This window comes from Paenibacillus sp. FSL H7-0735 (genome assembly GCF_038008505.1).
GTDB lineage: Bacteria > Bacillota > Bacilli > Paenibacillales > Paenibacillaceae > Paenibacillus_AQ > Paenibacillus_AQ odorifer.
Genome location: NZ_JBBOZH010000001.1, coordinates 4,870,697 through 4,891,889, shown reverse-complemented (window position 1 = coordinate 4,891,889; position 21,193 = coordinate 4,870,697). Strand labels below are relative to the sequence as shown.

General features: G+C 45.5%; 14 protein-coding genes. All 14 read left to right on the top strand.

Annotation, left to right across the window (positions count from 1 at the left end):
- The first annotated feature begins 120 nt into the window (after positions 1-120).
- The 14 genes from NSS82_RS22245 (at position 121) to mglC (ending at position 20,998) form a co-directional block, all read left to right on the top strand.
- A complete protein-coding gene (locus NSS82_RS22245) occupies positions 121-1,560 on the top strand; it encodes an N-acetylmuramoyl-L-alanine amidase (protein ID WP_038572397.1) in 1,440 nt (479 codons plus the stop codon).
- Positions 1,561-1,676: 116 nt separating this feature from the next.
- Entirely contained in the window at positions 1,677-2,336 is a 660-nt protein-coding gene (locus tag NSS82_RS22240; RefSeq protein ID WP_036676330.1) for a GerMN domain-containing protein, read from the top strand.
- 87 nt (positions 2,337-2,423) lie between these two features.
- Entirely contained in the window at positions 2,424-5,156 is a 2,733-nt protein-coding gene (locus NSS82_RS22235; RefSeq protein ID WP_081386710.1) for an S-layer homology domain-containing protein, read from the top strand.
- A 313-nt stretch (positions 5,157-5,469) separates the two neighbouring features.
- Positions 5,470-6,150, top strand: a complete 681-nt coding sequence (gene nth, locus NSS82_RS22230; RefSeq protein ID WP_076273556.1) for an endonuclease III — start codon at positions 5,470-5,472, stop codon at positions 6,148-6,150.
- A gap of 32 nt (positions 6,151-6,182) precedes the next feature.
- Positions 6,183-6,449 (top strand): hypothetical protein, encoded by a 267-nt coding sequence (locus NSS82_RS22225; protein ID WP_036676334.1) that lies wholly within the window; start codon positions 6,183-6,185, stop codon positions 6,447-6,449.
- 342 nt (positions 6,450-6,791) lie between these two features.
- A complete protein-coding gene (locus tag NSS82_RS22220; RefSeq protein ID WP_256718583.1) occupies positions 6,792-10,478 on the top strand; it encodes a dynamin family protein in 3,687 nt (1,228 codons plus the stop codon).
- Positions 10,479-10,627: 149 nt separating this feature from the next.
- Positions 10,628-11,818, top strand: a complete 1,191-nt coding sequence (purT, locus tag NSS82_RS22215; protein ID WP_038572395.1) for a formate-dependent phosphoribosylglycinamide formyltransferase — start codon at positions 10,628-10,630, stop codon at positions 11,816-11,818.
- On the top strand, positions 11,808-12,272 hold the full coding sequence (locus tag NSS82_RS22210) for a GNAT family N-acetyltransferase (protein ID WP_232061416.1): 465 nt from the start codon (positions 11,808-11,810) through the stop codon (positions 12,270-12,272). Before purT ends, NSS82_RS22210 begins: the two co-directional genes overlap by 11 nt.
- A gap of 194 nt (positions 12,273-12,466) precedes the next feature.
- The gene (locus NSS82_RS22205; RefSeq protein ID WP_036685685.1) at positions 12,467-14,119 is read left to right on the top strand and encodes a response regulator; all 1,653 of its coding nucleotides are present in this window, start codon (positions 12,467-12,469) and stop codon (positions 14,117-14,119) included.
- 2 nt (positions 14,120-14,121) lie between these two features.
- Entirely contained in the window at positions 14,122-15,951 is a 1,830-nt protein-coding gene (locus NSS82_RS22200) for a sensor histidine kinase (RefSeq protein ID WP_080742537.1), read from the top strand.
- Positions 15,948-16,970, top strand: coding sequence for a substrate-binding domain-containing protein (locus NSS82_RS22195; protein ID WP_038572394.1), 1,023 nt, complete (start codon positions 15,948-15,950; stop codon positions 16,968-16,970). The genes NSS82_RS22200 and NSS82_RS22195 overlap by 4 nt, the downstream gene beginning before the upstream one ends.
- A gap of 198 nt (positions 16,971-17,168) precedes the next feature.
- A complete protein-coding gene (locus tag NSS82_RS22190; RefSeq protein WP_143759021.1) occupies positions 17,169-18,239 on the top strand; it encodes a galactose ABC transporter substrate-binding protein in 1,071 nt (356 codons plus the stop codon).
- A gap of 146 nt (positions 18,240-18,385) precedes the next feature.
- A complete protein-coding gene (locus NSS82_RS22185) occupies positions 18,386-19,897 on the top strand; it encodes a sugar ABC transporter ATP-binding protein (RefSeq protein ID WP_076273558.1) in 1,512 nt (503 codons plus the stop codon).
- Between the two features lie 93 nt (positions 19,898-19,990).
- Positions 19,991-20,998: a galactose/methyl galactoside ABC transporter permease MglC gene (gene mglC / locus NSS82_RS22180; protein WP_076127586.1), complete on the top strand. Its 1,008-nt coding sequence runs from the start codon at positions 19,991-19,993 to the stop codon at positions 20,996-20,998.
- Positions 20,999-21,193 lie beyond the last annotated feature (195 nt).

Below are 21,193 nucleotides of genomic sequence, written 5' to 3'. Positions count from 1 at the left end.
TTATGGAATATATTCGCAACCTTTATAGATTACCAGCGTCTAATAGAGGTCTGAGGTTGACGGAGACAGGGCACCACGATCGCCATTCACAGGCGAATACTAGATTCTTAGAGGTGAAGAATGAAGAAATTCAGTTTGATGTTGTTTTTGTTGCTCTTTGTGTTGGTTTTGCCTGAGCATGGACATGCTGCTGCCGCGAATAGCAAGATTTATCTGGACGGCAAAGAGATTACTGCAGGGCAAAAAGTACCGGTTGAAAATGTGAATGATACTATCATGGTACCGTTGAGATTGATCTCCGAGAGTCTTGGTTATACCGTGGGCTGGGATCAAAAAAGCAAAACGGTGACGATTGAACAGCAAGGTAAGGTCATCAAACTTATTGTTAATCAAAAGACAGCTTCGGTTGATGACAAAACAGTACAGCTTACCACTGCACCTGTCCTGCGGAGTGATACGACACTTGTACCTATACGGTTCATAAGTGAGCAGTTTGGTCTCACCGTCACTTGGGATAATGCAAAGAAGATCGTGTACCTTATTACCCCAGGATCCTCAAATGAAAACGGAAGTTCAGATGGAAACTCTGGAAATGGTGGATCTGAGGTTGTTCCGCCGGTAGATCCTACTAAGAATTTAACCATGATAAATGGTTTGAGCTTTAGTGAGAATCGTTTGAGCATTGCGATGGAAGGTAATTCAGCGCCAAAAGTAAGTGTAATGACAGGGCCGGATCGGTTAGTTATTGATTTTCCTAATGCCACTTTCTCAGATCTGTTTGGTACGGGACAAGTTCTTGATCCTGATCTGAATGGCAAACTGGAAGTGAAGGATTATCCTGATGTATCAGGCGTCCGGTATTCGCTTTATAGCTCCAACCCTTATACTGTACGTTTTGTAATTGATTTGAATTATCCTAAGAATTATAACATCAGCGTATCTGGAACTGATTCTAAGTTGGTTATCATTGACCTGAATGCAGAAAGTACGGATGATACTTCAACACAGCCAGGTAATGATGGCAAGAAGCTCGTAGTACTGGATGCAGGGCACGGAGCTAAAGATTCTGGTGCAGTAGGAGTAACAGGAAAATACGAAAAGAATTTTAATTTAGCTATAGTACTTAAGACAGCAGCATTGCTGAAAAAAGAAAGTAATATCGACGTCGTACTGACACGCAGTGACGATACATTCTTGGAGCTCAAGGATAGGGCGGCTATGGCTAATAATTTAAAAGCAGATCTATTCATTTCTGTACATGCCAACAGTTCCGCATCTTCTGCGGCAAGCGGGACAGAAACGTATTATCAGCGGGAAGCCAGTAAGGCCTTAGCGAAAGTGATGCATAAGTATCTAGTTGAGGCTACAGGGCTTAGTGATCGCGGTGTACGATACGGGAATTTCCATGTCATTCGTGAAACGAAAATGCCTGCTGTTCTACTTGAAGTAGGATACCTTAGCAATAAGAAGGATGAGACATTGCTATTTACGGAAGCATTACAAAACAAAGTTGCTGCTTCAATAGTGAGTGGAATCAAGGAATATTTGGGTATAAAATAACAGACCAGTGGCAGACGAGCGCCGCAAAGTCAGCTTTCTGCTTTTATCTATAAAAAGGCAAGAAGTGGTTTTGCGGTACCTGTCTGCCCGTATTCATCTAGAGGAGGCGTTTATTAATGTTTAAACAAAAATGGACTATGGTTGGGGTTGCTGCGCTGCTTCTACTAGTGATTGCTGGCTGTGGAGATAAGCCTACTGCAGCTCCTGCTAATGGAGTGGAGCAAGATACTACAAACGTTGTAAGTGGTGCGGGAGAAAGTACCCCAGCTCCGTCTGATGATCAGGAAAGCGAAGTGGCTAGCACTCCGCAACCGACAGCAGATAATACTAATGCAGAAACACAGCCGTCATCGAAGCCGGTAGAAAATGAGACACAAAAGCAAAGCCAGAGTATTGAAGTTTATTACACAGATTCGCAAATTATGGATTTAGTGCCTGCTAAGACTACGATTAACTACTCTGACGATGTTGAGAAATATACAGAGACGTTCAAAGCACTGCAAAGTAATGAGAATACAGATCTTGTACCTTTATGGGGGAAAATTGAACTCAAATCACTGAAATTCGTTGAAGGTCAAATCGTAATGGATATTCATAAACCAGATGAAGCTCAGCTTGGTGCGGGTGGAGAATCCTTTGCCATTACTTCACTTGCCAAAACTTATTTTCAATTTGCGGAAGTAAAGAGTATCGAAGTTTTAGTTGATGGTGAAAAGGTAGAAAGTCTGATGGGCCATGTGGACCTATTGCATCCTATGACTAGAGATAATTCTTAATTGGTCATGCAACAAAGGAATTAGGCATCTAGCTGACGAATTTTTAAACATACTATTTATTTGAGTCATAGAGAGGGGAATAATCTATTGTCCGCGCAAAAAAGGTCAAAACGTCCATTGAAGGCTTATTCTAATAAAGCAGTGTCGGCTGTTATGGCTGGTGTTATGGTTTTTGGTGGTGCAAGTGCAGTGTTTGCAGACACAGCTGCCACTACACCGACATCAACCACTACTCAATCTGTAGGGATTTTTAGCGATGTGAAGACAGGCTTCTGGGCTGAAAAACATATTTACAAACTCGCTTCACAAGGAATTGTGGTTGGGAATAATGGATTGTTCCGTCCTGGAGATTCTGTAACTCAACAGGAAGCAGTGCTTATGGCCCTGCGGTTTATGAAGTTGCAGGATAAAGTGGATGCTTCTTCTGCGGTAGCATTGCCTACCGATTTTAAGGTTACGAATTATTACAAGGATTATGTTGTGTTGGCTTTTCAACAAGGATTACTCGATAAAGCAACCGAAATGGCTCCAGATAATCTGAAGACTTCTTGGGGAGAGCGTAAAGCATCCCGGGAATGGATTGCGGAGCTGTTAATCCGCTCCCTTGGAAAAAGCGCAGATGCAGCAGGGGCTGCTAGTGAGCCAACTGGCTTTGCAGATGATACCAAAGTGTCTGCCAACAAACGTGGTTACATCAACGTTGCCGTTGATTTAGGCCTAGCCAATGGACTTGATGGCAATCGTTTTGATCCGCAAGGCGCTGTAACACGTGCGCAATTGGCGACTTTTTTCAGTCGCGCTGAAGCTCACAATACGGTTGAATACGACAACACGGTATCAGGAACGATCAGTCAATTAGCAGATGGGAAACTATCCGTCTATAACAACGGAAAGACTTCTACATATACCCTGGGAGCAAGCACTGCTTATTACACAAGTGCTTCTGAAAGCAGAATCAATCTAAGTGATGTCCAACCCTACACTAAGGTTACTGTAATTGGCGCGACATATAACGCGGCTTATGTTGAAGTGACTGACCCTACACAACAAGTAGAGACTCTGTCAGGAAACTTCGCCATGGTAGCTCCAGGTAATAAGCTTTGGTTAAAGTCACCAACAGGGTTCACAGAATACTACTACGATGAGACTACTTCCTTTGTGGATGTAAATGGAGCTGGAATTGAACCTGCTTCGCTGGTAACAGATAGTGTAGTTTCACTGCAACGTGAAACGTATAGTGGTTCACATAAAGTAGTAAAGGTTCAAGTGACTTCAGGGGTTGTTAACAAAACAACAACAGGCACTATTCAAAGTGTAGATCTTACTGGTAAAAGCATTACTTTCAAAAATACTGCGGGTACTGTAGAAACTTTTAAATGGGAAGATGGGACTTCATTATTCAGCTCTCAAGCATCAGTGCTGAAACCTGCAGATTTGAAGACAGGTAATGCGGTCAAATATACGATTCAAGATAATGTGATCCGCACTGTAGAAGTGACAGAAGGTGTTGAACGGACAGTTGACGGGGTACTTACCGAGCTGACTAGTTCCACAGTTGTTTACAAAAAAGCAGACGGAAATCGTGAGGTTAAACTGCTTGGCACTAAACCGACGATTGTTATTCCGAACATGAGTGGAGCAGTAGCTGATGATCTTATTGCTGATGCAGTAGGTGGGGACAAGATTCAGGTTACCCTAAACAGCAGCGATCAAGTCACCAAAATTGAAGTGTTAAGCCGTCAAATTGAACAGTATAGTGGAGCAGCGGTTATAGACTATAATTCTAAAACGCAGCTGTTGACGGTTATGGATACTAACAATAAGGCACATGTGGTTCAGTTGGATGAAAAAACAAAGCTGTCCTATGAAGGTGTACTTCCTAACTTAACTAGCATTGGGGCAAGACTGACCGAGAATCGCAAGGTGAATATAAAGGCAATCGGACAACGTGCGTTATCGTTGGAAGTTGTTACGAAGTATGAAGGAACCGTTACTTCAATCAATGTTGCCTCAAGAACTATAGTTATGAAGCTAAATGACGGACAGAGTCTGACACTGCCAACTCCACAGTTTATTGATATCTTTGGTAAAACGAATCCAACCGTAACAGATGTTCCTGTTGGCAGTTATGTGACAGCCTCGTTAACTGCAAATCAGGACCTTGTGGCTGTCCTGAAAGTAAAGTCAGTTCTTCAGGTTGAAGCAGCAACGGTTAATTCTGGAACCAACCGTTTGAGCATCAAATGGAATGGGGGAACCAGCGAGATCAATACTTATGCTATCCCGATGACCAATGAAGCTGGTGAAAGCATTAAGCTAACAGCTTTAAAATCGGGTGATTATCTTAACGTGACCTTCGATGGAAGCACACCACTGGCTATTCAAGCAATTAAGCTTACAACAGGTCAGGTAAGTTCTGTAGATCCCGCTGGGAATAGCTTGGTTGTGAAAGATTTTACTGGAGCAACACAGACTTTAGCGGTGAGCGGAGGAGTCAAAATCATACGTGATGGCTCCACAACGACTGCTCTTAGCAACTTGACCACAGGTGACCGGGTAGAGATTCGTAAGGATACGGATGGATCTACAATCGTTCGTGTAATGTCTCAACTTAGTCGAACATTCTCACGCTATGAAAGTGCAACTAACTTATTGTCGACTAAGAGAGCTAATCTAAATGATAAATATCAATTCTTTGTTCCTGCTAATGTATATATTCATCAGGGAGATTCGACTTTATCCGTGCAATCTTTGAAAGAAAATGATAATATTATAATGTATTTCAATAATGATATTTTGGTTGAAATTGTGAAACAATAGTTGCAATGGTGGATTTCTGAGTGAATCACCGTCTTGACACAGGGGGCTTTACCTGCGTCAAGACGTTTTTTTTGAAATATAAGAAAGTATAAGTATTGCTCCTATACTGTATGTCTTATATTTCTCGCTTAAACGCTTACTGTTCTTATAAGGACATTCAAGGCGTTAATACTTGAAATATAATGCCAGTATCGTATGTGTTGAAATGTATGAATCCATACGTTATAATACATACTTTGCTTATATTTCTAACATTTGAGGTGAGACGCTCGTTAGAATTTTCTGAGCGTTTTTGCTCCGTGGAGGGGACACTATGAAAGCTGCAGACGTCCGCCACATTTTGGATACGATTGGAGATTTGTTTCCGGATGCACATTGCGAGCTAAATCACAGTAACGCTTTTGAATTAACAATAGCGGTGCTGTTGTCAGCCCAATGTACGGATGCAACGGTGAACAAAGTGACCGAGGACCTGTTCCAAAAGTACAAAGCCCCCATCGATTATATTTCTGTGTCGCTGGAGGAATTGGAGGGGGATATCCGGCGCATCGGCTTATATCGTAACAAAGCTAAGCATATCCAAAGCCTGTGCTCTATACTCATAGAACAGTATGGCGGAGAAGTGCCTGAGGCACATGACTTACTTGTAACGTTGCCAGGAGTAGGTCGTAAAACCGCTAACGTAGTAGTGTCCAACGCATTTGGAGTTCCTGCCATTGCTGTGGACACTCATGTGGAGCGGGTTGCTAAACGACTTGCATTGGCAGGCTGGAAAGATTCTGTGCTGGAAGTGGAGAAAAAGCTGATGAAGGCTGTGCCACGTGATGAATGGACGCTCACGCATCACCGGCTAATCTTTTTTGGACGATATCACTGTAAGGCTCAGAATCCAAAATGTCAGGTTTGTCCGCTCCTTGATGTATGTCGAGAGGGCAAAAAACGTATGAAAACGGCTGTCGTCAGGAAAGCTAAAGATCATACGCCAAAAAGTTAAAAGTTAGAGTTGAAGAAGAGGATGGGATAGAGATGAAATGCATTTCTGTATACACAGATAATTTTGAGGTATTCTCGGATATTTTTGACCGCGTAGTGGAAAGCCCGCTGGAAGAAAATGAAGAGCAAGAAGTAGAGGGCATTACGATCAGTCATTCCGGTGATGTGCCTGAGCACTATCTGGAGCGTATGTCTGTAAAACCAGAGGTTGTCGTAATGAGAGACAAATCTCGTGGATTGACTATTCTGCAGCACGGAAAAGTATTCGAAATTCTGTTGCCTGTTTTGGAAACTGCATAATTGAGAAGTGACCTGAAATGGAGTCAGCCCTTGGGGCTGGCTCCTTTTTTTATTGAATATCCTTATATTTCTACGAGAAACGACTGTTGGCTTTACAGGACGACAACGTCGCTTCTTTTTTTTATCATTTCGTAGGAGATGATAGGTTATTTTGTAAGTAGTGTGTATTTAATTTGTGTCAAACTGGTGATAAACTGTAATTATTATTTATAAAAATGTTCCGCGCTAAAGTTCAGAAATTGCACCTATATAAGTTTTGCATAAAAAAGAGCTTAAATCAGTATTCATGAATGGATTAAGATCAGTGCATGATTAAAAGGTAACTGTGGAGGTGGAATGTCTGTGGGAGCGGAACGGGTTAGAATTCAGAGAGAGACATTAAGTGAAACAGCATCGCTGCTTTCCCAGCTGAAAGATTTAATGCGCCACTGGGGCGATGAGAGTGCTGAACGAATATATGAAGATTTACAAAATAAAGAGGGTGGGAATGAACTGACCCTTGCTTTTTGTGGGCATTTTTCGGCAGGGAAATCCAGCATGATTAATCTTTTATGCGGTAGCTCAGTGTTACCCTCCGGACCTGTGCCGACTAGTGCCAATATTGTTTCTATTCGCAGCGGGGCTCCACGAGTGCTTATCTATCCAAGGGTTGAGGGAAATGAAAATGAATCTGCCCCTGTAGAGACAACACCAGAAAGATTACAGGAATATTGTCGAAATGGCGGAGAATATTCCGCGATTGAAGTCTGGAATGAGATTCCTCTTCTAGGGAAGCATGGTGTTCTATTGGATACGCCTGGCGTAGATTCGACGGATGATGGTCACCAGGCGGCCACTCGTTCCGCGCTGCATTTAGCTGATGTCGTCTTTTATGTTATGGATTATAACCATGTACAGTCAGAGAATAATTTGGCTTTTGCCAAAAATCTTAGTGACTGGGGCAAACCGCTCTATCTTATTGTTAATCAGATAGACAAGCATAGAGAACAAGAAATTTCCATTGAAGAATATAAACGCCAGCTTGAAAATGCTTTTGAGCAGTGGGGGATTCATTGTGCGGGGATTCTGTTTACCTCACTCAAAATGAAAGAGCACCCACTGAATCATTGGGATAATCTGCTGAACCTTATAACAGAGCTGTTGGAGCACAGGGAACAATTGCTTCAATATAGCTTGTCACGTTCCATTCATCATACAGCAGATTCTTCGCTGACCGCGTTCCGTGAAGACCAGCAGGAGGATCGGGAAACTTTTTTAGCTGAGCTAGAGGGTGCAGCGGTTACAGTTGTGATGGAAGAGCTGAAATCGCTGGAAGAAGAGAAGGCACTGCTTGAGGAGCTGCCTCAGCAATCACGAGCTAGCCTGCGAAGTGATCTTGATGCCTTACTCAATAATGCTAACTTAATGCCTGCGGATGTTAGAGAGGCGGCAGGGAGCTATGTGGAGAGTGTCAGCCCAGGCTTCCGCTTAGGTTTGTTCTCTACAGCCGGACGGCGGGAGAAGGAACAAGGCAAACGACTGGATGCCTGGCAAGGATTACTGGTCCGAGAGGTTTCCGCTCAGCTGGAATGGCATCTGATTCAGCTGGTACGTCAATGGGCGGAGAATCTCGGACTGTGGGCAGAGGAGGCAGAGACGACTCTGAAGCAAGGGTTCCCGGCGGTGAGCCAGGAATGGCTGGCGGCTGCAGTTAAGCCGGGAACGGGGTATAGCGGCGAGGCGCTGCTCAATTTTTGCCGCACACTTGCGGCAGATCTGAAGAGCCAATTCCGCCGCGCTGCGCTGTTAGTTGGCGATGAGCTGCTGGCGAAGCTGCCATCGCTTATCGAGGAGCAGCGCGCGGAACTCCAGCGCCGCGAACAGGCCCTTACGCGGCAGGCGAGCGCTGCCCGCGCGATAGCCGCCCTGGACCGCGCGGCTGACGCCCGCGCGCACGAGCTAGCGGCGCTGCTGCCGCCGCGCCGGACCCTCACCCCCGGCATCCTGCCGGAGGTGAAGGTCACCCTGCGTGCGGCTGCGCAGAGCGCCGCACCGCGGGAGACCCAGCCGCGCGAACGCGCCGCGGCTGGAAGTGCCGCCGCCGCAAGCTGGGCGGCGGGAACGGCTTCGCCGGCGGGCGGACGCCGCCGGCTCTCGGCAGCCGCTGACGCGCTGGCGGCTGCGGCAGAGCTGCTGCGCCGCGAGCCAGCGATGGCATCGGCGGCGCGCAGTCTGGCCGCACGGGCGGAGGATCTCGCCGGCGGCCGCTTTACCCTTGCGCTGTTCGGTGCGTTCAGCGCAGGCAAATCTTCCTTCGCCAACGCTTTACTCGGCGAAGAAGTGCTGCCCGTGTCGCCACACCCTGCCACGGCCGCAGTTAACCGCATATTGGCGCCGGAAGGAGACTTCCGCCATGCCAGCGCGGTTGTAACGATGAAGAGCATGGCCGATTTCTGGGATGACATCTGCCATTCCTTTAGCGTGCTGCAGCTTGGAGAGCCGCAACAGGATACGTGGACAGCAGTACTTGCGAGCCTGCCAACACGGGGAATCCACCCCTCTGCGCTGCCGCATGCAGGATTTCTAAGAGCCGCAGCATCCGGTTGGGCTGAAGCGGAGCCGTTGCTAGGAACGGTGCGGACCGTTGATTTGGAAGAATATCGAAACCTAGTTGCGGAAGAGACCCGAGCTTGCTTTGTGCAGGGGATTGACCTCTATTATGCCTGTCCTTTGACGGAGAGCGGGATTGTGCTCGTAGATACACCAGGAGCAGATTCACTGCATGCACGCCACACTGGCGTAACCTTTAGTTACATGAAAAATGCGGATGCGATCTGTTTTGTGACCTATTATAACCACGCTTTTTCGAAGTCGGATCGCGGCCTCTTGGCCCAGCTGGGCCGCATTAAAGACAGCTTTGCTCTCGATAAAATGTTCTTTATTATTAATGCCTCCGATCTCGCTTCAAGCGAAGAAGAACTAGATGAGGTTAAAGCACATGTCGTTCAAAATCTGCGTGCCGGAGGTTTGCGGTCTCCGAGAATCTATGCTTTGTCCAGCTTGCTTGCTCTAGAAGCTAAAACTCAACATAATCACGATCTTTATGGAACCTCCCGCTTCAATGAATTTGAGCAAGCATTATCCAGCTTTGCTGGTGATGAGCTTCCTCAGCTTTCACTTAACGCAGCTGCTGAGAGTATCGCATCGGTTCGGCGCCGGGCTGAGGAATGGCAGAATCTGGCTTCCAAGGCGGCGGGCGAGCGTGAAGCCGGGTTAAAAGAACTGCAGGAACGGCGTCAGTTCGCCATGAAGCGGTTGTCTCTTTTGGAGACTGAGGAACGTCCTAGCAGAGATCTTATTCACGAAAGTGAAGAACTGATCTATCATGTGTGCCAGCGGATTAGCTTCTCCTTCAATAGAAATTTTCAGGAATCTTTTCATCCCTCCTTACTGCGTGAGGATGCAGGGAATTTAAAAGCCATTTTCTCTGCCTGTAGTGCCGAACTAATGCGTACTACTCAGCGCGAGCTTGAGCAAGAGCTATGGGCAACAACGCTGCGGCTAGAGAGCACGGGACGCAGGCTTGTTCATGAAGCTGCTGAAGCGGCAGCTACAGAGCTACTCTTTTCCACGGAGGAATTTCATCTTATGGAGAATGAGGAGCAGGCTTGGCCATCTCCTAAGGATCTGGAATGCCAGCTTCAGCCTGTGCAGTGGTCCGCTTTATGGGGCCATTTCAAATCCCCGCGTTATTTCTTTGAGGGAACTGGGCGGGAATTGGTCAAAGGTGCGGCAGAGCCGCTTTTGAAAGAAGCGGTTAATCTTGCAGCGGCAGTGCAGAAGGGAAAATTAATTGCTCATTACGTCGAGAATATCAGCAGAGAATTAAAATCTGCTGCCGAAAGCCTGCAAGAAGGGCTTGCGGAGCAAGAGAAAGCGATGTTAGATCTCCTTAAAGGGGGTGAGACTGCAGATCATTGGGGCCAAATAAGCCACCAATTATCACGTCTAGAACAAACTTTCGTTGATAAAGTCGACAAAGTTCTGTGAAGTTTGTAGGAAAATGTCGAAGAACACTTGCAATCTGGCGTATGATGGATGAAAATAAAGAAGCCTGAAAATATACAATGAAACTGTTACGTTTTCTGAAATTCATAAAAACGAGACAGTCAATTTGCCGAAAGAGGTTGGAATCGACAATGTGGGGAGCTCCTTTTTCAGCTCAAAGCCGCAAGCTGTTGCTGCTGGGCAGCGGGGAACTGGGTAAGGAAGTCATAATTGAAGCTCAACGCCTTGGCGTAGAGACCGTAGCTGTAGACCGTTATACCGATGCACCGGCGATGGGTGTAGCTCATCGTTCACATGTAATTGATATGCTGGATGCAGAGGCGCTGAAAGCGCTGATTCGCTCTGAGAAACCGGATGTCATTGTTCCGGAGATTGAGGCAATTGCCACTCATGCTCTTCAAGAGCTTGAAGAAGAAGGCTTTTTCGTTGTTCCGACGGCGCGGGCGGCTCGGCTGACCATGGACAGAGAAGGGATTCGTCGTCTTGCGGCTGAAGACCTTGGACTGCCAACCGCTGATTACCGTTTTGCGGATAGTCTGGAAGAGCTGCAACAAGCTATAGCCGAGCTAGGCACTCCTTGTGTCATTAAGCCGATTATGAGTTCTTCTGGCAAGGGTCAGAGCGTATGCAAAAGCCCTGAGGATGCAGAAAACTGCTGGAACACTGCTTTGGATGGAGCGAGAGCTAAAGGAACGCGAGTTATCGTGGAGGCTTTTGTTACTTTTGAGAGCGAGATTACTCTTTTGACGGTGCGTTCTGTATCTGGAACGGTATTTTGTCCACCTATTGGACATATTCAGAAGGATGGAGATTACGTGGAATCCTGGCAGCCTCACTTTATGAAGCCAGAGCTGCTTGAAGAAGCGCAATCTATTGCAAAAGCAGTAACGGATCAGCTCGGAGGTTTCGGTATTTTTGGAGTGGAACTTTTTTTGACAGATCGAGGCGTATTGTTCAGTGAAGTGTCACCTAGACCCCATGATACGGGGATGGTCACGATGGCGACGCAGGATTTATCTCAATTTGCAGTGCATGTCAGAGCTATTCTTGGTTTTCCTGTCCAGTCAATACAATTGCTGACACCTGGTGCCTCAGCTACGCTGAAGGCTGATGGAGAAGGACGAGCCTTTGCTGTGACCGGAATTGGAGGAGCTTTGGAACTGCCCAGGACTCAGGTTCGCGTATTTGGTAAACCGGAAGTTCGTCCTGGTCGGCGGATGGCAGTAGCGTTAAGTGCGGCGGAAGATGTGGAAATCGCGCGGACGATAGCCAAGCAGGCGGCGTCTATGCTAAAAGTGGAGGTATATGAGGATGAACAGTAGTACCATGGCACCTGTACTGGAAATTCGCAAATGCGGCTTGAATGATCTGGAGAGAGTTACAGCGCTTCTGCGGGAATTCGGCTATCCAACAACGCTAAGCGTGATGAAAGAGAGACTGGAAAGCATGGAGAACAGCAATCTCCAATGCACACTTGTAGCAGAGCTGAATAATGAAGTTGTGGGTATGATCGGCCTTAGACAGGTAAGCTCGTATTACAAACAGACAGATTGTATCACAGAGATTACTGCACTTATCGTATCAGAAGAACTCAGAGGAAACGGACTCGGTAAAAGACTTGTGGCCGCAGCAGAAGAATGGGCACGTGAGCAAGGTTGCTGTCAGCTTTTCCTCAGAAGTGGCAACCGCGTAGAACGCGCACCGGCACATGCTTTTTATCGTCATATCGGTTTCGAAAAGACAGCAGGCTATCGCTTTAACAAAGCGTTGCTATAATACTTATAGGTTACCGATCATCCCCATCCCAGCTACGGCGGGATGGTTTTTTTTTGCTCTGGAACTCTTTTTTTATATGTATTTAATATATTAATACCTAAAACTATTTAAATAACTTAACCATAGATGGATTGGTTTGAATCATATACAATAAAATTTATGACATCTAAAACGTTTCCAAAGAGGGATGAGACATGTATAAGCTAGTTCTTGCTGAAGATGAAGAAGACGTTAGGGAAGGCGTTATCGGGCAGATTGACTGGGAGCGTTACGGATTTGAGATTGTTGAGCAGGCGGAGAATGGACGGGAAGCTGCGGATGCCATAGACCGTTTGCTGCCGGATGTGGTAGTTACCGATATCCAAATGCCTTTTATGAATGGACTTCAGTTGGCTGAATGGATTCGTAGTCATCATCCTAACACTAAGATTATCATTTTGACTGGGTATGATGAATTTGAATATGCTCAGAAGGCGATAAAATTGCAAATTGATGAGTATATTTTGAAACCGTTCTCTTCGCAGGAATTAATTGAAGTATTGCTTAAGGTTAGAGCCACTATCGAGGCTGAAATTGCAGAAAAAGAAAATGTATTTGTACTCAGTGAGCATTACCGGAAAAGTCTGCCTGTGTTAAGGGAGCAATTTTTATCGTCCCTTATTTCGCGTAGATTGCGTACGGATGAAATTGCTGAGAAAAGCTCTGAATATGGCATAAAATTAACGGGACGGTGGTTTCAGGCTTCGGTAATTAGTGTGGATTATATTCGTCCTGAGCGGGAATCGGCTGGGGGTGCAGCAGGCAGGCAAATTTCTTTACGAGACACTGGTGAAAAGAATTTACAGCTATTCGCTGTGCTGAATATTGCTGAAGAAATATGCTCGAAGCATGGTTTTGGAAGGGTGTTTATTCATCGTGATGAGGTCGTATTGCTCACAATCCATGAAGAAGGGGAAGAAACTGATATCACTGGAAAGACTTTTGAGCTTCTTGAAGAAATCCGCCAGAACGTACAGCGTTTTCTGAAGCTGACGGTAACGGCAGGCTCCGGAACGGTCTGTTCATCGCCTGCTTTGTTATTTAATTCATTTGGGGATGCCATGCAGGCATTAGATTATCGGCTTATTCTCGGCAATAACCGGGTGATCTGGATTGAGGATGTTGAGTCACGTTCCAGCACACTGCTAACCTATGATGAACTAACCCAGCAATCCTTAATCCGGACGATTAAACTAGGTACGGTGCAAGAACTTAAAGAGGTTGTTGAGGAGTTATTTGCTGGTCTTGACGCAGAGCAGGTGTCTACACAGGATTATCAGATTTTTTTGCTGGAGATTTTTACATCTATCCTGCGAGTGGCTAAAGAATCCGGCAGTGAGGCTGCAAAGTATATTGGTTCTGGCATTTCGTCGCTAACTGCCATTAATAAATTTAATAGTATGGCCGAAGCCAAGCAATGGATTATTGCAGTCTGTAGCGGTTTAATGGATACGATTGCATTAGAACGTCAATCTTCCTATAAGCTGCTTATTGATGAAGCTAAAGAATATATACGCAGCCACTATGTTGAATCTGATATTTCCATCGGCAAGGTTTGTCAGCATTTACATATAAGTACCGGCTATTTTAGCAGTATTTTTAAGAAGGAAATGAAAATGACGTTCGTTAGTTATCTTTTGCAAATTAGGTTAGAAGCAGCCAAGGAACTTTTGCGATCCACGGAGCTGAAGGCTTTTGAAATTGCAGAAAAAATAGGTTTTGCCGATCCTAACTATTTCAGCTTTTGTTTCCGCAAAAAATATGGCCAATCTCCTAAAGAGTATAAAAACAGCTCCAGAGGAGGGTAAAGATGCTGAAGGATAAACCATATTCCTTTCATCTAAGACCGCAGCATCCCAAAGGCGGAAAACGTCGGTTGTCCTCCAAGCTCCGAAGCATTCAAGTTACGATTACACTCACTTTTACATCTGTTGCCGTGCTGGTAGCTGTCGTTGTCAGTCTTATGCTGTACAACAAGTTTGCCAAGACCGCAGAAGAGAATGCCAATATGAATATGCAGCAGATCATTGAGCAAGTGAATTACAATCTGGGTCTTTATGTTAAGGGAATGCGCAATATTTTTGAGACAGCGGAGGAGCAGATTACGAATAGCCCTTCCGTGGATTCCGCTTTATTGACGGAAAGAATGGCTATGCTAATGGGGAGCAGAGAGGATCTGGTCTCGGCGGCTGTTTTTACACCACAGGGGAAATATGTCGTGGGTACACCCGGTCAGAAGCTGCGCAGCAACACACAGCTGGAGACTCAGAGCTGGTTTACGACGGCGCAAAGAACATCAGAGCTCTCCTATTCCGCACCTCATATTCAGAATTTATTCAAAGGTCAATATATCTGGGTCGTGTCTATCAGCAAATTAATTCAATATAAGGAGAACGGAGTCTTAAAAACCGGCATCCTGCTGATGGATTTTAACTTTCGAACCATTGATGAGCTGAGCAAGCAGGTTAAGCTTGGCAAAAGAGGATACGCTTACATCCTCGATCAGCTAGGAAATATTGTGTACCATCCCCAGCAGCAGCTGATTTACGCTGGCTTAAAATATGAGAATGTGGAGCCAGTACTGGAATATGCTTTTCGTAGCTATTTGGATGAGTCTACGGGTGAAAAACGTTTTATCACCGTAAGGACACTGGAACAGACAGGCTGGAAGATCGTGGGCGTGGCTTATTACGATGAGATTGTAACCACCAAACGTGATCTAAACACTTTTTTATCCTGGTTTTTAGCGGTAGTCATTTTATGCGTAATTATTGTATCCGTCTTTTTGTCTGCACGTATTGCCCGCCCTATCCGCAAGCTGGAACGGACGCTTCAGCAGGTGGGCGAAGGGGATCTCAACACTCGAATAGATGTCAGCGGGGCGTATGAGGTGGAACAGCTGTCCAAACGGTTTAACCTTATGCTGCAACGTATCCGCCAACTGATGGATCAGATTATTTATGAACAGGAAACCAAACGTAAAGGTGAGCTTGAAGTGCTGCAATCCCAGATCAATCCGCACTTTCTGTACAATACCCTGAATTCTGTGATCCGGCTCGCTGAACGCGGCAAGACTGAGGAGGTAGTCACGATGATTCAGTCCTTATCAAAGTTTTTCCGGATTAGCCTTAGTAAAGGGAATAATATGATTACCGTGCAGGAAGAGCTTGATCATGTTCGTCATTACCTTGTGATTCAGAGCTTTCGGTTCAAAAATAAGTTCCGCTACGAGATCGAGGCTCAGGATGAAGTGCTGCAGTGTCAGACTATTAAGCTAATTTTACAACCTATTGTGGAGAATGCCCTGTATCACGGGATTGAAATGATGCCTGATGAAGGTTTTATTTCGATCCAAGCGGAGCTGAAGGATGATCTTGTCATCATCCGCATTCGTGATAATGGACTGGGTATGTCCGAGGAGACTATGAAGGTTCTTTTAACTGGCGGCAGTAAGAGTATGCATGGCTCCGGGGTAGGCGTTAGAAATGTTAACGAGCGTATTGAGCTGTATTATGGGCGTGATTATGGTCTTTCTTTTGAAAGTGAAATTGAAGAAGGCACTACGGTTACTCTTATCTTCCCGGCACTCGCAGCAGGCGAGGGCAATCCTGGACATGAGGAGGATGAGACATCGGTATGAAAATCGTTCGTTTTTGGCTAACCCTGCTGGTATGTGTGGTGTTATGGACCACGATCACGTCTTGTTTTAATTCGGCACCTAATTATATCAATACGAACAAAACCCGCAATATTCATCTTATTGTGAAAATGAACAAAGGCGACTATTGGAATACAGTTAGATTGGGTGCAGAAGCCGCGGCACAGGAATTTAATGTGAAATTAACGTTCAAAGCTCCGAATGCGGAGAGTGATATTGCGGAACAGGTCAGAATGGTTGAGGACTCCATTAAAGAAAAAGCGGACGTTATTATTTTAGCTGCCAGTAGCTACATGGGACTTGCACAAGTAGTCGATCGGGCGGCATATTCCAAGATTCCCGTATTGTCTGTGGATGCAGAAGTCGGTTCGGCCAGAGTAAGAGCCTATGTGGGTTCAAACGGCTATGAAGCGGGACAAAAGTCTGCAGAAAGACTCATTCAACTGCTAAATGGATACGGGGAGGTCGGCATCATTAACTTCACAAATTCATCTTTGGGGGCGGAGCAGGAGTCTTCAAACGGCATTGAATATGGTGCAAGAGATGCAGAGGAACGGGAAAAGGGATTTTTAAATTACGCTGCCCGATATCCGAACATACAGGTAGTAGAGATTTCTTATACCACTTCGAGTATTAGTGATGCTGAAGAGCTGACACGGTTAATGCTGCTGAAACATCCAAATCTTCGCGGGATCGCCAGCTTGAATGAGACAGCTTCACAAGGGGCGGCAAAAGCTATCCAGAGCCGAGGGCTGCATAATATTAAAATGGTTGCGTTCGACAGCTCCCCGTCAATGATGGAGTTGCTGCAGGAGGGGACGGTTCAAGCGACCGTAATCCAAAATCCTTTTAGTAACGGGTATTTAGCCGTAAAACATGCCGTTGAGGTAATCGAAGGAATGGATGTTCCTGAACGTGTCGATACGGGCACTAAACTCATTGATTTGGACAATATGCTGTGGCCTGAGAATCAAAAATTGTTATTTCCCTTCGTCAGATAGTGGACGGGTTATTTTTGAAAAGACGAATGCCATCCTTAAAATGGGAGGTATTCGTTTTTTGGGTTCAGTAGAATTTTTATAAAAGTGAGTAGGATTTTATATTCGAAACCGTTTTCACCTAAGGCATAATATGGATGTGCCCGAGAGAATTCGGGGTTAAACCAAAAAAAAGAAGTATAAACAGGAGGTCAATGAATAATGAAAAAAATCACTTCCGTTCTTTTAGCAAGCGCAATACTGGGTGCCGCTCTGGCAGGCTGTGGCAATAGCAACAATAATGCAGACAGTGGTAAAGCTACCAATGCTCCAAAAACTGAAAATGCGGGTTCTTCCACTGAATCGCCAAAAGTAGGGGTAGCCATTTACAAATTTGACGATACCTTCATGACGGGTGTTCGTAACGCAATCGACACTGCTGCCAAAGGCATTGCTACTGTAGATATCGTAGATAGCCAAAATTCTCAACCCACACAAAATGACAAAGTTGACTTGTTCATCACCAAAAAATATAAAGGCATGCTGATCAATCCGGTTGACCGTACTGCGGCTGGCGTTATTATCGAAAAAGCAAAAGCGGCAAATATTCCGGTGGTCTTCCTGAACCGCGAGCCGCTGCCAGAAGATATGAAGAAATGGGATAAGGTTTATTATGTAGGCGCTAAAGCGGAAGAATCCGGAACTATGTCCGGTCAACTGATCGTGGACTACTGGAAGGCACATCCTGAAGCGGATAAAAACGGCGACGGTGTCCTCCAATACGTAATGCTAAAAGGCGAACCGGGGCACCAAGACGCTGAGCTTCGTACTACGTACTCCATCCAAGCAATTGAAGATGCCGGCATCAAGGTAGAAAAGCTGGCTGAAGATACTGCGATGTGGGACCGCGTAAAAGGGCAAGAAAAAATGGCAGCCTTCCTTGGCTCCCATGGCGACAAAATTGAAGCTGTGCTTGCGAACAACGACGATATGGCTCTCGGTGCAATCGAAGCTCTGAAAGCTTCAGGTTACTTCACGGGTGATAAATTTATGCCGGTAGTAGGTGTAGATGCTACTGCTCCTGCGATTCAAGCGCTGCAAGATGGAACGATGCTTGGTACCGTGCTGAATGATGCGAACAACCAAGGTAAAGCTGCGATCACAGTTGCTGCTCTGCTTGCTAAAGGAGAAACACCTACAAAAGATAACGTAGGCTTTGATATCACAGACAACCAATACGTGTGGATTTCCTATAAAAAGATCACCAAAGATAATATCGATGACGCCAAATAATAACGCTCTAATCTAGATGGAATTCATGATCATATAGCAGCAACGGGGAGCGGATATTCGCTCCTCGGATTTCTTTCAGGCAGGGAACAGGATGAAACCGCTGTGCCTCTCATGAAAAAAGAAAAAAGCGTAGGGGGCGTAACAACATGGAAAAAGCTGAGTTTTTGCTAGAAATGAATGACATTACTAAAGAATTCCCCGGCGTCAAAGCGCTGGATGCAGTTAGTTTAAAGGTCAGACCAGGTTCGGTGCATGCCCTTATGGGCGAGAATGGTGCGGGTAAGTCCACTTTAATGAAATGTCTCTTTGGTATTTATTCACCGGATGCCGGTGAGATTTTTTTGGAGGGTGAGAAGACCTCTATCGGAAGCTCAAATGACGCTTTGAAAAATGGGATATCAATGATTCACCAAGAGCTGCATCCCGTGCCGTTCCGAAGTGTGATGGAGAATATCTGGTTAGGACGATTCCCAACCAAAGGGGTTGGACCTTTTCAGTTTATTGACCATAAGAAAATGTACACTGACACGGAGAATTTGTTTAAAGATCTGGATATCGATCTGAATCCCGAGACATTAGTGGGTAAATTGTCTGTATCCAAAATCCAATCCATTGAAATTGCGAAGGCTGTCTCTTTTCACTCCCGAGTTATTGTAATGGATGAACCTACTTCCTCCCTGACCAGTGTGGAGGTGGAGCATTTATTTCGGATCATACGGGATCTTAGGAGTAGAGGCGTAGCTATTATTTATATATCCCACAAAATGGAAGAGATTCTCGAGATTTCTGACGAAGTTACCATTATGCGGGACGGTAAAAAAATCGGAACCTGGCCAGCGGCGGAATTGACTACAGACCTTATCATTTCCAAAATGGTCGGCCGCGACTTGACCAATCGATTCCCAGAACGATTTAACGTGCCTGGCGAAGTATATATGAAGGTGGAAGGGTTAACCTCCCCTGAAGAAAGATCGTTTAAAGATGTTTCTTTTGAATTAAGACGAGGTGAGGTTTTAGGGATTGGTGGTCTGGTAGGCGCTCAGAGAACAGAGGTTATTGAAGCATTATTTGGCCTGAGGGCTATTAAATCGGGGACGATTTCTATCGATGGTAAGCGCATTCATATTCAATCTCCCAAGGATGCTAAGAAACACGGAATGGCATTGCTTACGGAGGAACGGCGTGTCACCGGTATTTTTCCAGTCTTGTCTGTTCATGAGAATGGCGCAATCGCTAACCTGCATCGATACCAGAAACTACTACTTCTACTAGATGGAAAAAAGAAAAAAGAAGAAGTCGATAAAATGATTGAAAAATTACGGACCAAAACTCCAACAACCAAAACGCTGATCATGAATCTTTCTGGTGGGAATCAGCAAAAAGTGCTGCTCGCCAGATGGCTTCTAACCGAGCCCGAAATCCTGCTTCTGGACGAGCCGACTCGCGGTATCGACGTAGGAGCTAAATTCGAGATTTATTCGATTATTGCCGACTTGGCACAGCAAGGGAAAAGCATCATTATGATCTCCTCTGAGATGCCGGAACTGCTCGGAATGTCTGATCGTGTAATGGTCATGTCGGAGGGTAGGCTTACCGGAATACTAGAAGGCGAGCAAGCTACGGAAACCGAAGTTATGCGGCTCGCTGCACAGCATTAGGATAGGATTTCAATGATAGTTTTGCTGGGCGAAACTAGATTTGGTTTACGAAGAGAAGTACTCTTCGCGTAACTTTAAGGAGGAACACTACTAATGAACGCTAAAAGAGCCCAATCTTTTATTACTCAAAATGCCATTTATATTGTCTTGGTAATTCTAATTATGGGTATTGCCTTATATGAGCCGGCCTTTATTTCTGTAAATACTTTACGGGACATTCTAATTCAGTCGTCAACACGGATTATCATCGCGCTTGGTGTTGCCTTCATCCTTATCACAGCTGGGACGGACTTGTCTGCTGGACGTGTGGTTGGTTTCACGGCGGTAATTTCTGCTTCGATGCTGCAAATTCCGGATTATTCCCGGCGGTTTTTTCCTGATCTGCCACAGGTGCAAGTGTGGCTTCCGATCCTTATAGCTATCATCGCTGGTCTTCTCTGCGGACTCGTCAATGGTATTGTCGTCTCCAAGCTGAACGTCCCGCCGTTTATCGCAACACTGGGTACGATGGTTATCGTCTACGGCTTGAATTCCTTGTACTTTGACATGGACCCCAACCAATCACAGCCGATTGGCGGTCTGCGTCCAGATTTCACTACAATCGGTTCCGGGTTTATCGGCAAGGGGCAATATTCAATCCCGTATATCGTGCTGATAGCCTTGGGTGTCGCCGCCATCGTATGGGTGGTGTTCAATAAAACCAAGCTGGGCAAGAACATGTACGCTATCGGCGGTAACATGCAGGCAGCTAAGGTATCTGGCATCGATGTTTCCAAGAACTTGATCTACATCTATGCCATTGCTGGTGCCCTTTATGGTCTGGCGGGTGTACTGGAGGCTGCCAGAACAGGTGGCGCAACCAATAACTATGGTAACATGTATGAGCTTGATGCGATTGCTGCTTGCGTCGTAGGCGGGGTGTCCACAACCGGTGGTATCGGAACAGTGCCAGGTGTTCTGGTCGGTGTTATTATCTTTACCTTAATCAACTATGGCCTGACCTTCATCGGCATCAGCCCTTACTATCAGTTGATTATCAAAGGTTTAATCATCATCGCCGCGGTCGCGTTTGATATGCGGAAGTATTCTTCGAAGAAGTAGTTGTGTGGGGGATGTGTGGTGATTATAGCGTTTGCTATTTATGGCAAACGCTTTTTGGTTTGTCCATTTCGCTTGCTGATACTAAGCAATTTATAAGAAACAGTTTATAAGAAACAGTTTATAATATGCAATTCATATGAACCAGTTTAAAGTACAAATTCACAAGTGCCAATTCATAAGTACCATTCATAAGAT

What these genes read in the sequence shown, in the direction of transcription:
- NSS82_RS22245 (WP_038572397.1), top strand. Translation starts at nt 121, where the DNA reads ATGAAGAAATTCAGTTTGATGTTGTTTTTGTTGCTCTTTGTGTTGGTT.
- NSS82_RS22240 (WP_036676330.1), top strand. Translation starts at nt 1,677, where the DNA reads ATGTTTAAACAAAAATGGACTATGGTTGGGGTTGCTGCGCTGCTTCTA.
- nth (WP_076273556.1), top strand. Translation starts at nt 5,470, where the DNA reads ATGAAAGCTGCAGACGTCCGCCACATTTTGGATACGATTGGAGATTTG.
- NSS82_RS22225 (WP_036676334.1), top strand. Translation starts at nt 6,183, where the DNA reads ATGAAATGCATTTCTGTATACACAGATAATTTTGAGGTATTCTCGGAT.
- purT (WP_038572395.1), top strand. Translation starts at nt 10,628, where the DNA reads ATGTGGGGAGCTCCTTTTTCAGCTCAAAGCCGCAAGCTGTTGCTGCTG.
- NSS82_RS22210 (WP_232061416.1), top strand. Translation starts at nt 11,808, where the DNA reads ATGAACAGTAGTACCATGGCACCTGTACTGGAAATTCGCAAATGCGGC.
- NSS82_RS22205 (WP_036685685.1), top strand. Translation starts at nt 12,467, where the DNA reads ATGTATAAGCTAGTTCTTGCTGAAGATGAAGAAGACGTTAGGGAAGGC.
- NSS82_RS22200 (WP_080742537.1), top strand. Translation starts at nt 14,122, where the DNA reads ATGCTGAAGGATAAACCATATTCCTTTCATCTAAGACCGCAGCATCCC.
- NSS82_RS22195 (WP_038572394.1), top strand. Translation starts at nt 15,948, where the DNA reads ATGAAAATCGTTCGTTTTTGGCTAACCCTGCTGGTATGTGTGGTGTTA.
- NSS82_RS22190 (WP_143759021.1), top strand. Translation starts at nt 17,169, where the DNA reads ATGAAAAAAATCACTTCCGTTCTTTTAGCAAGCGCAATACTGGGTGCC.
- NSS82_RS22185 (WP_076273558.1), top strand. Translation starts at nt 18,386, where the DNA reads ATGGAAAAAGCTGAGTTTTTGCTAGAAATGAATGACATTACTAAAGAA.
- mglC (WP_076127586.1), top strand. Translation starts at nt 19,991, where the DNA reads ATGAACGCTAAAAGAGCCCAATCTTTTATTACTCAAAATGCCATTTAT.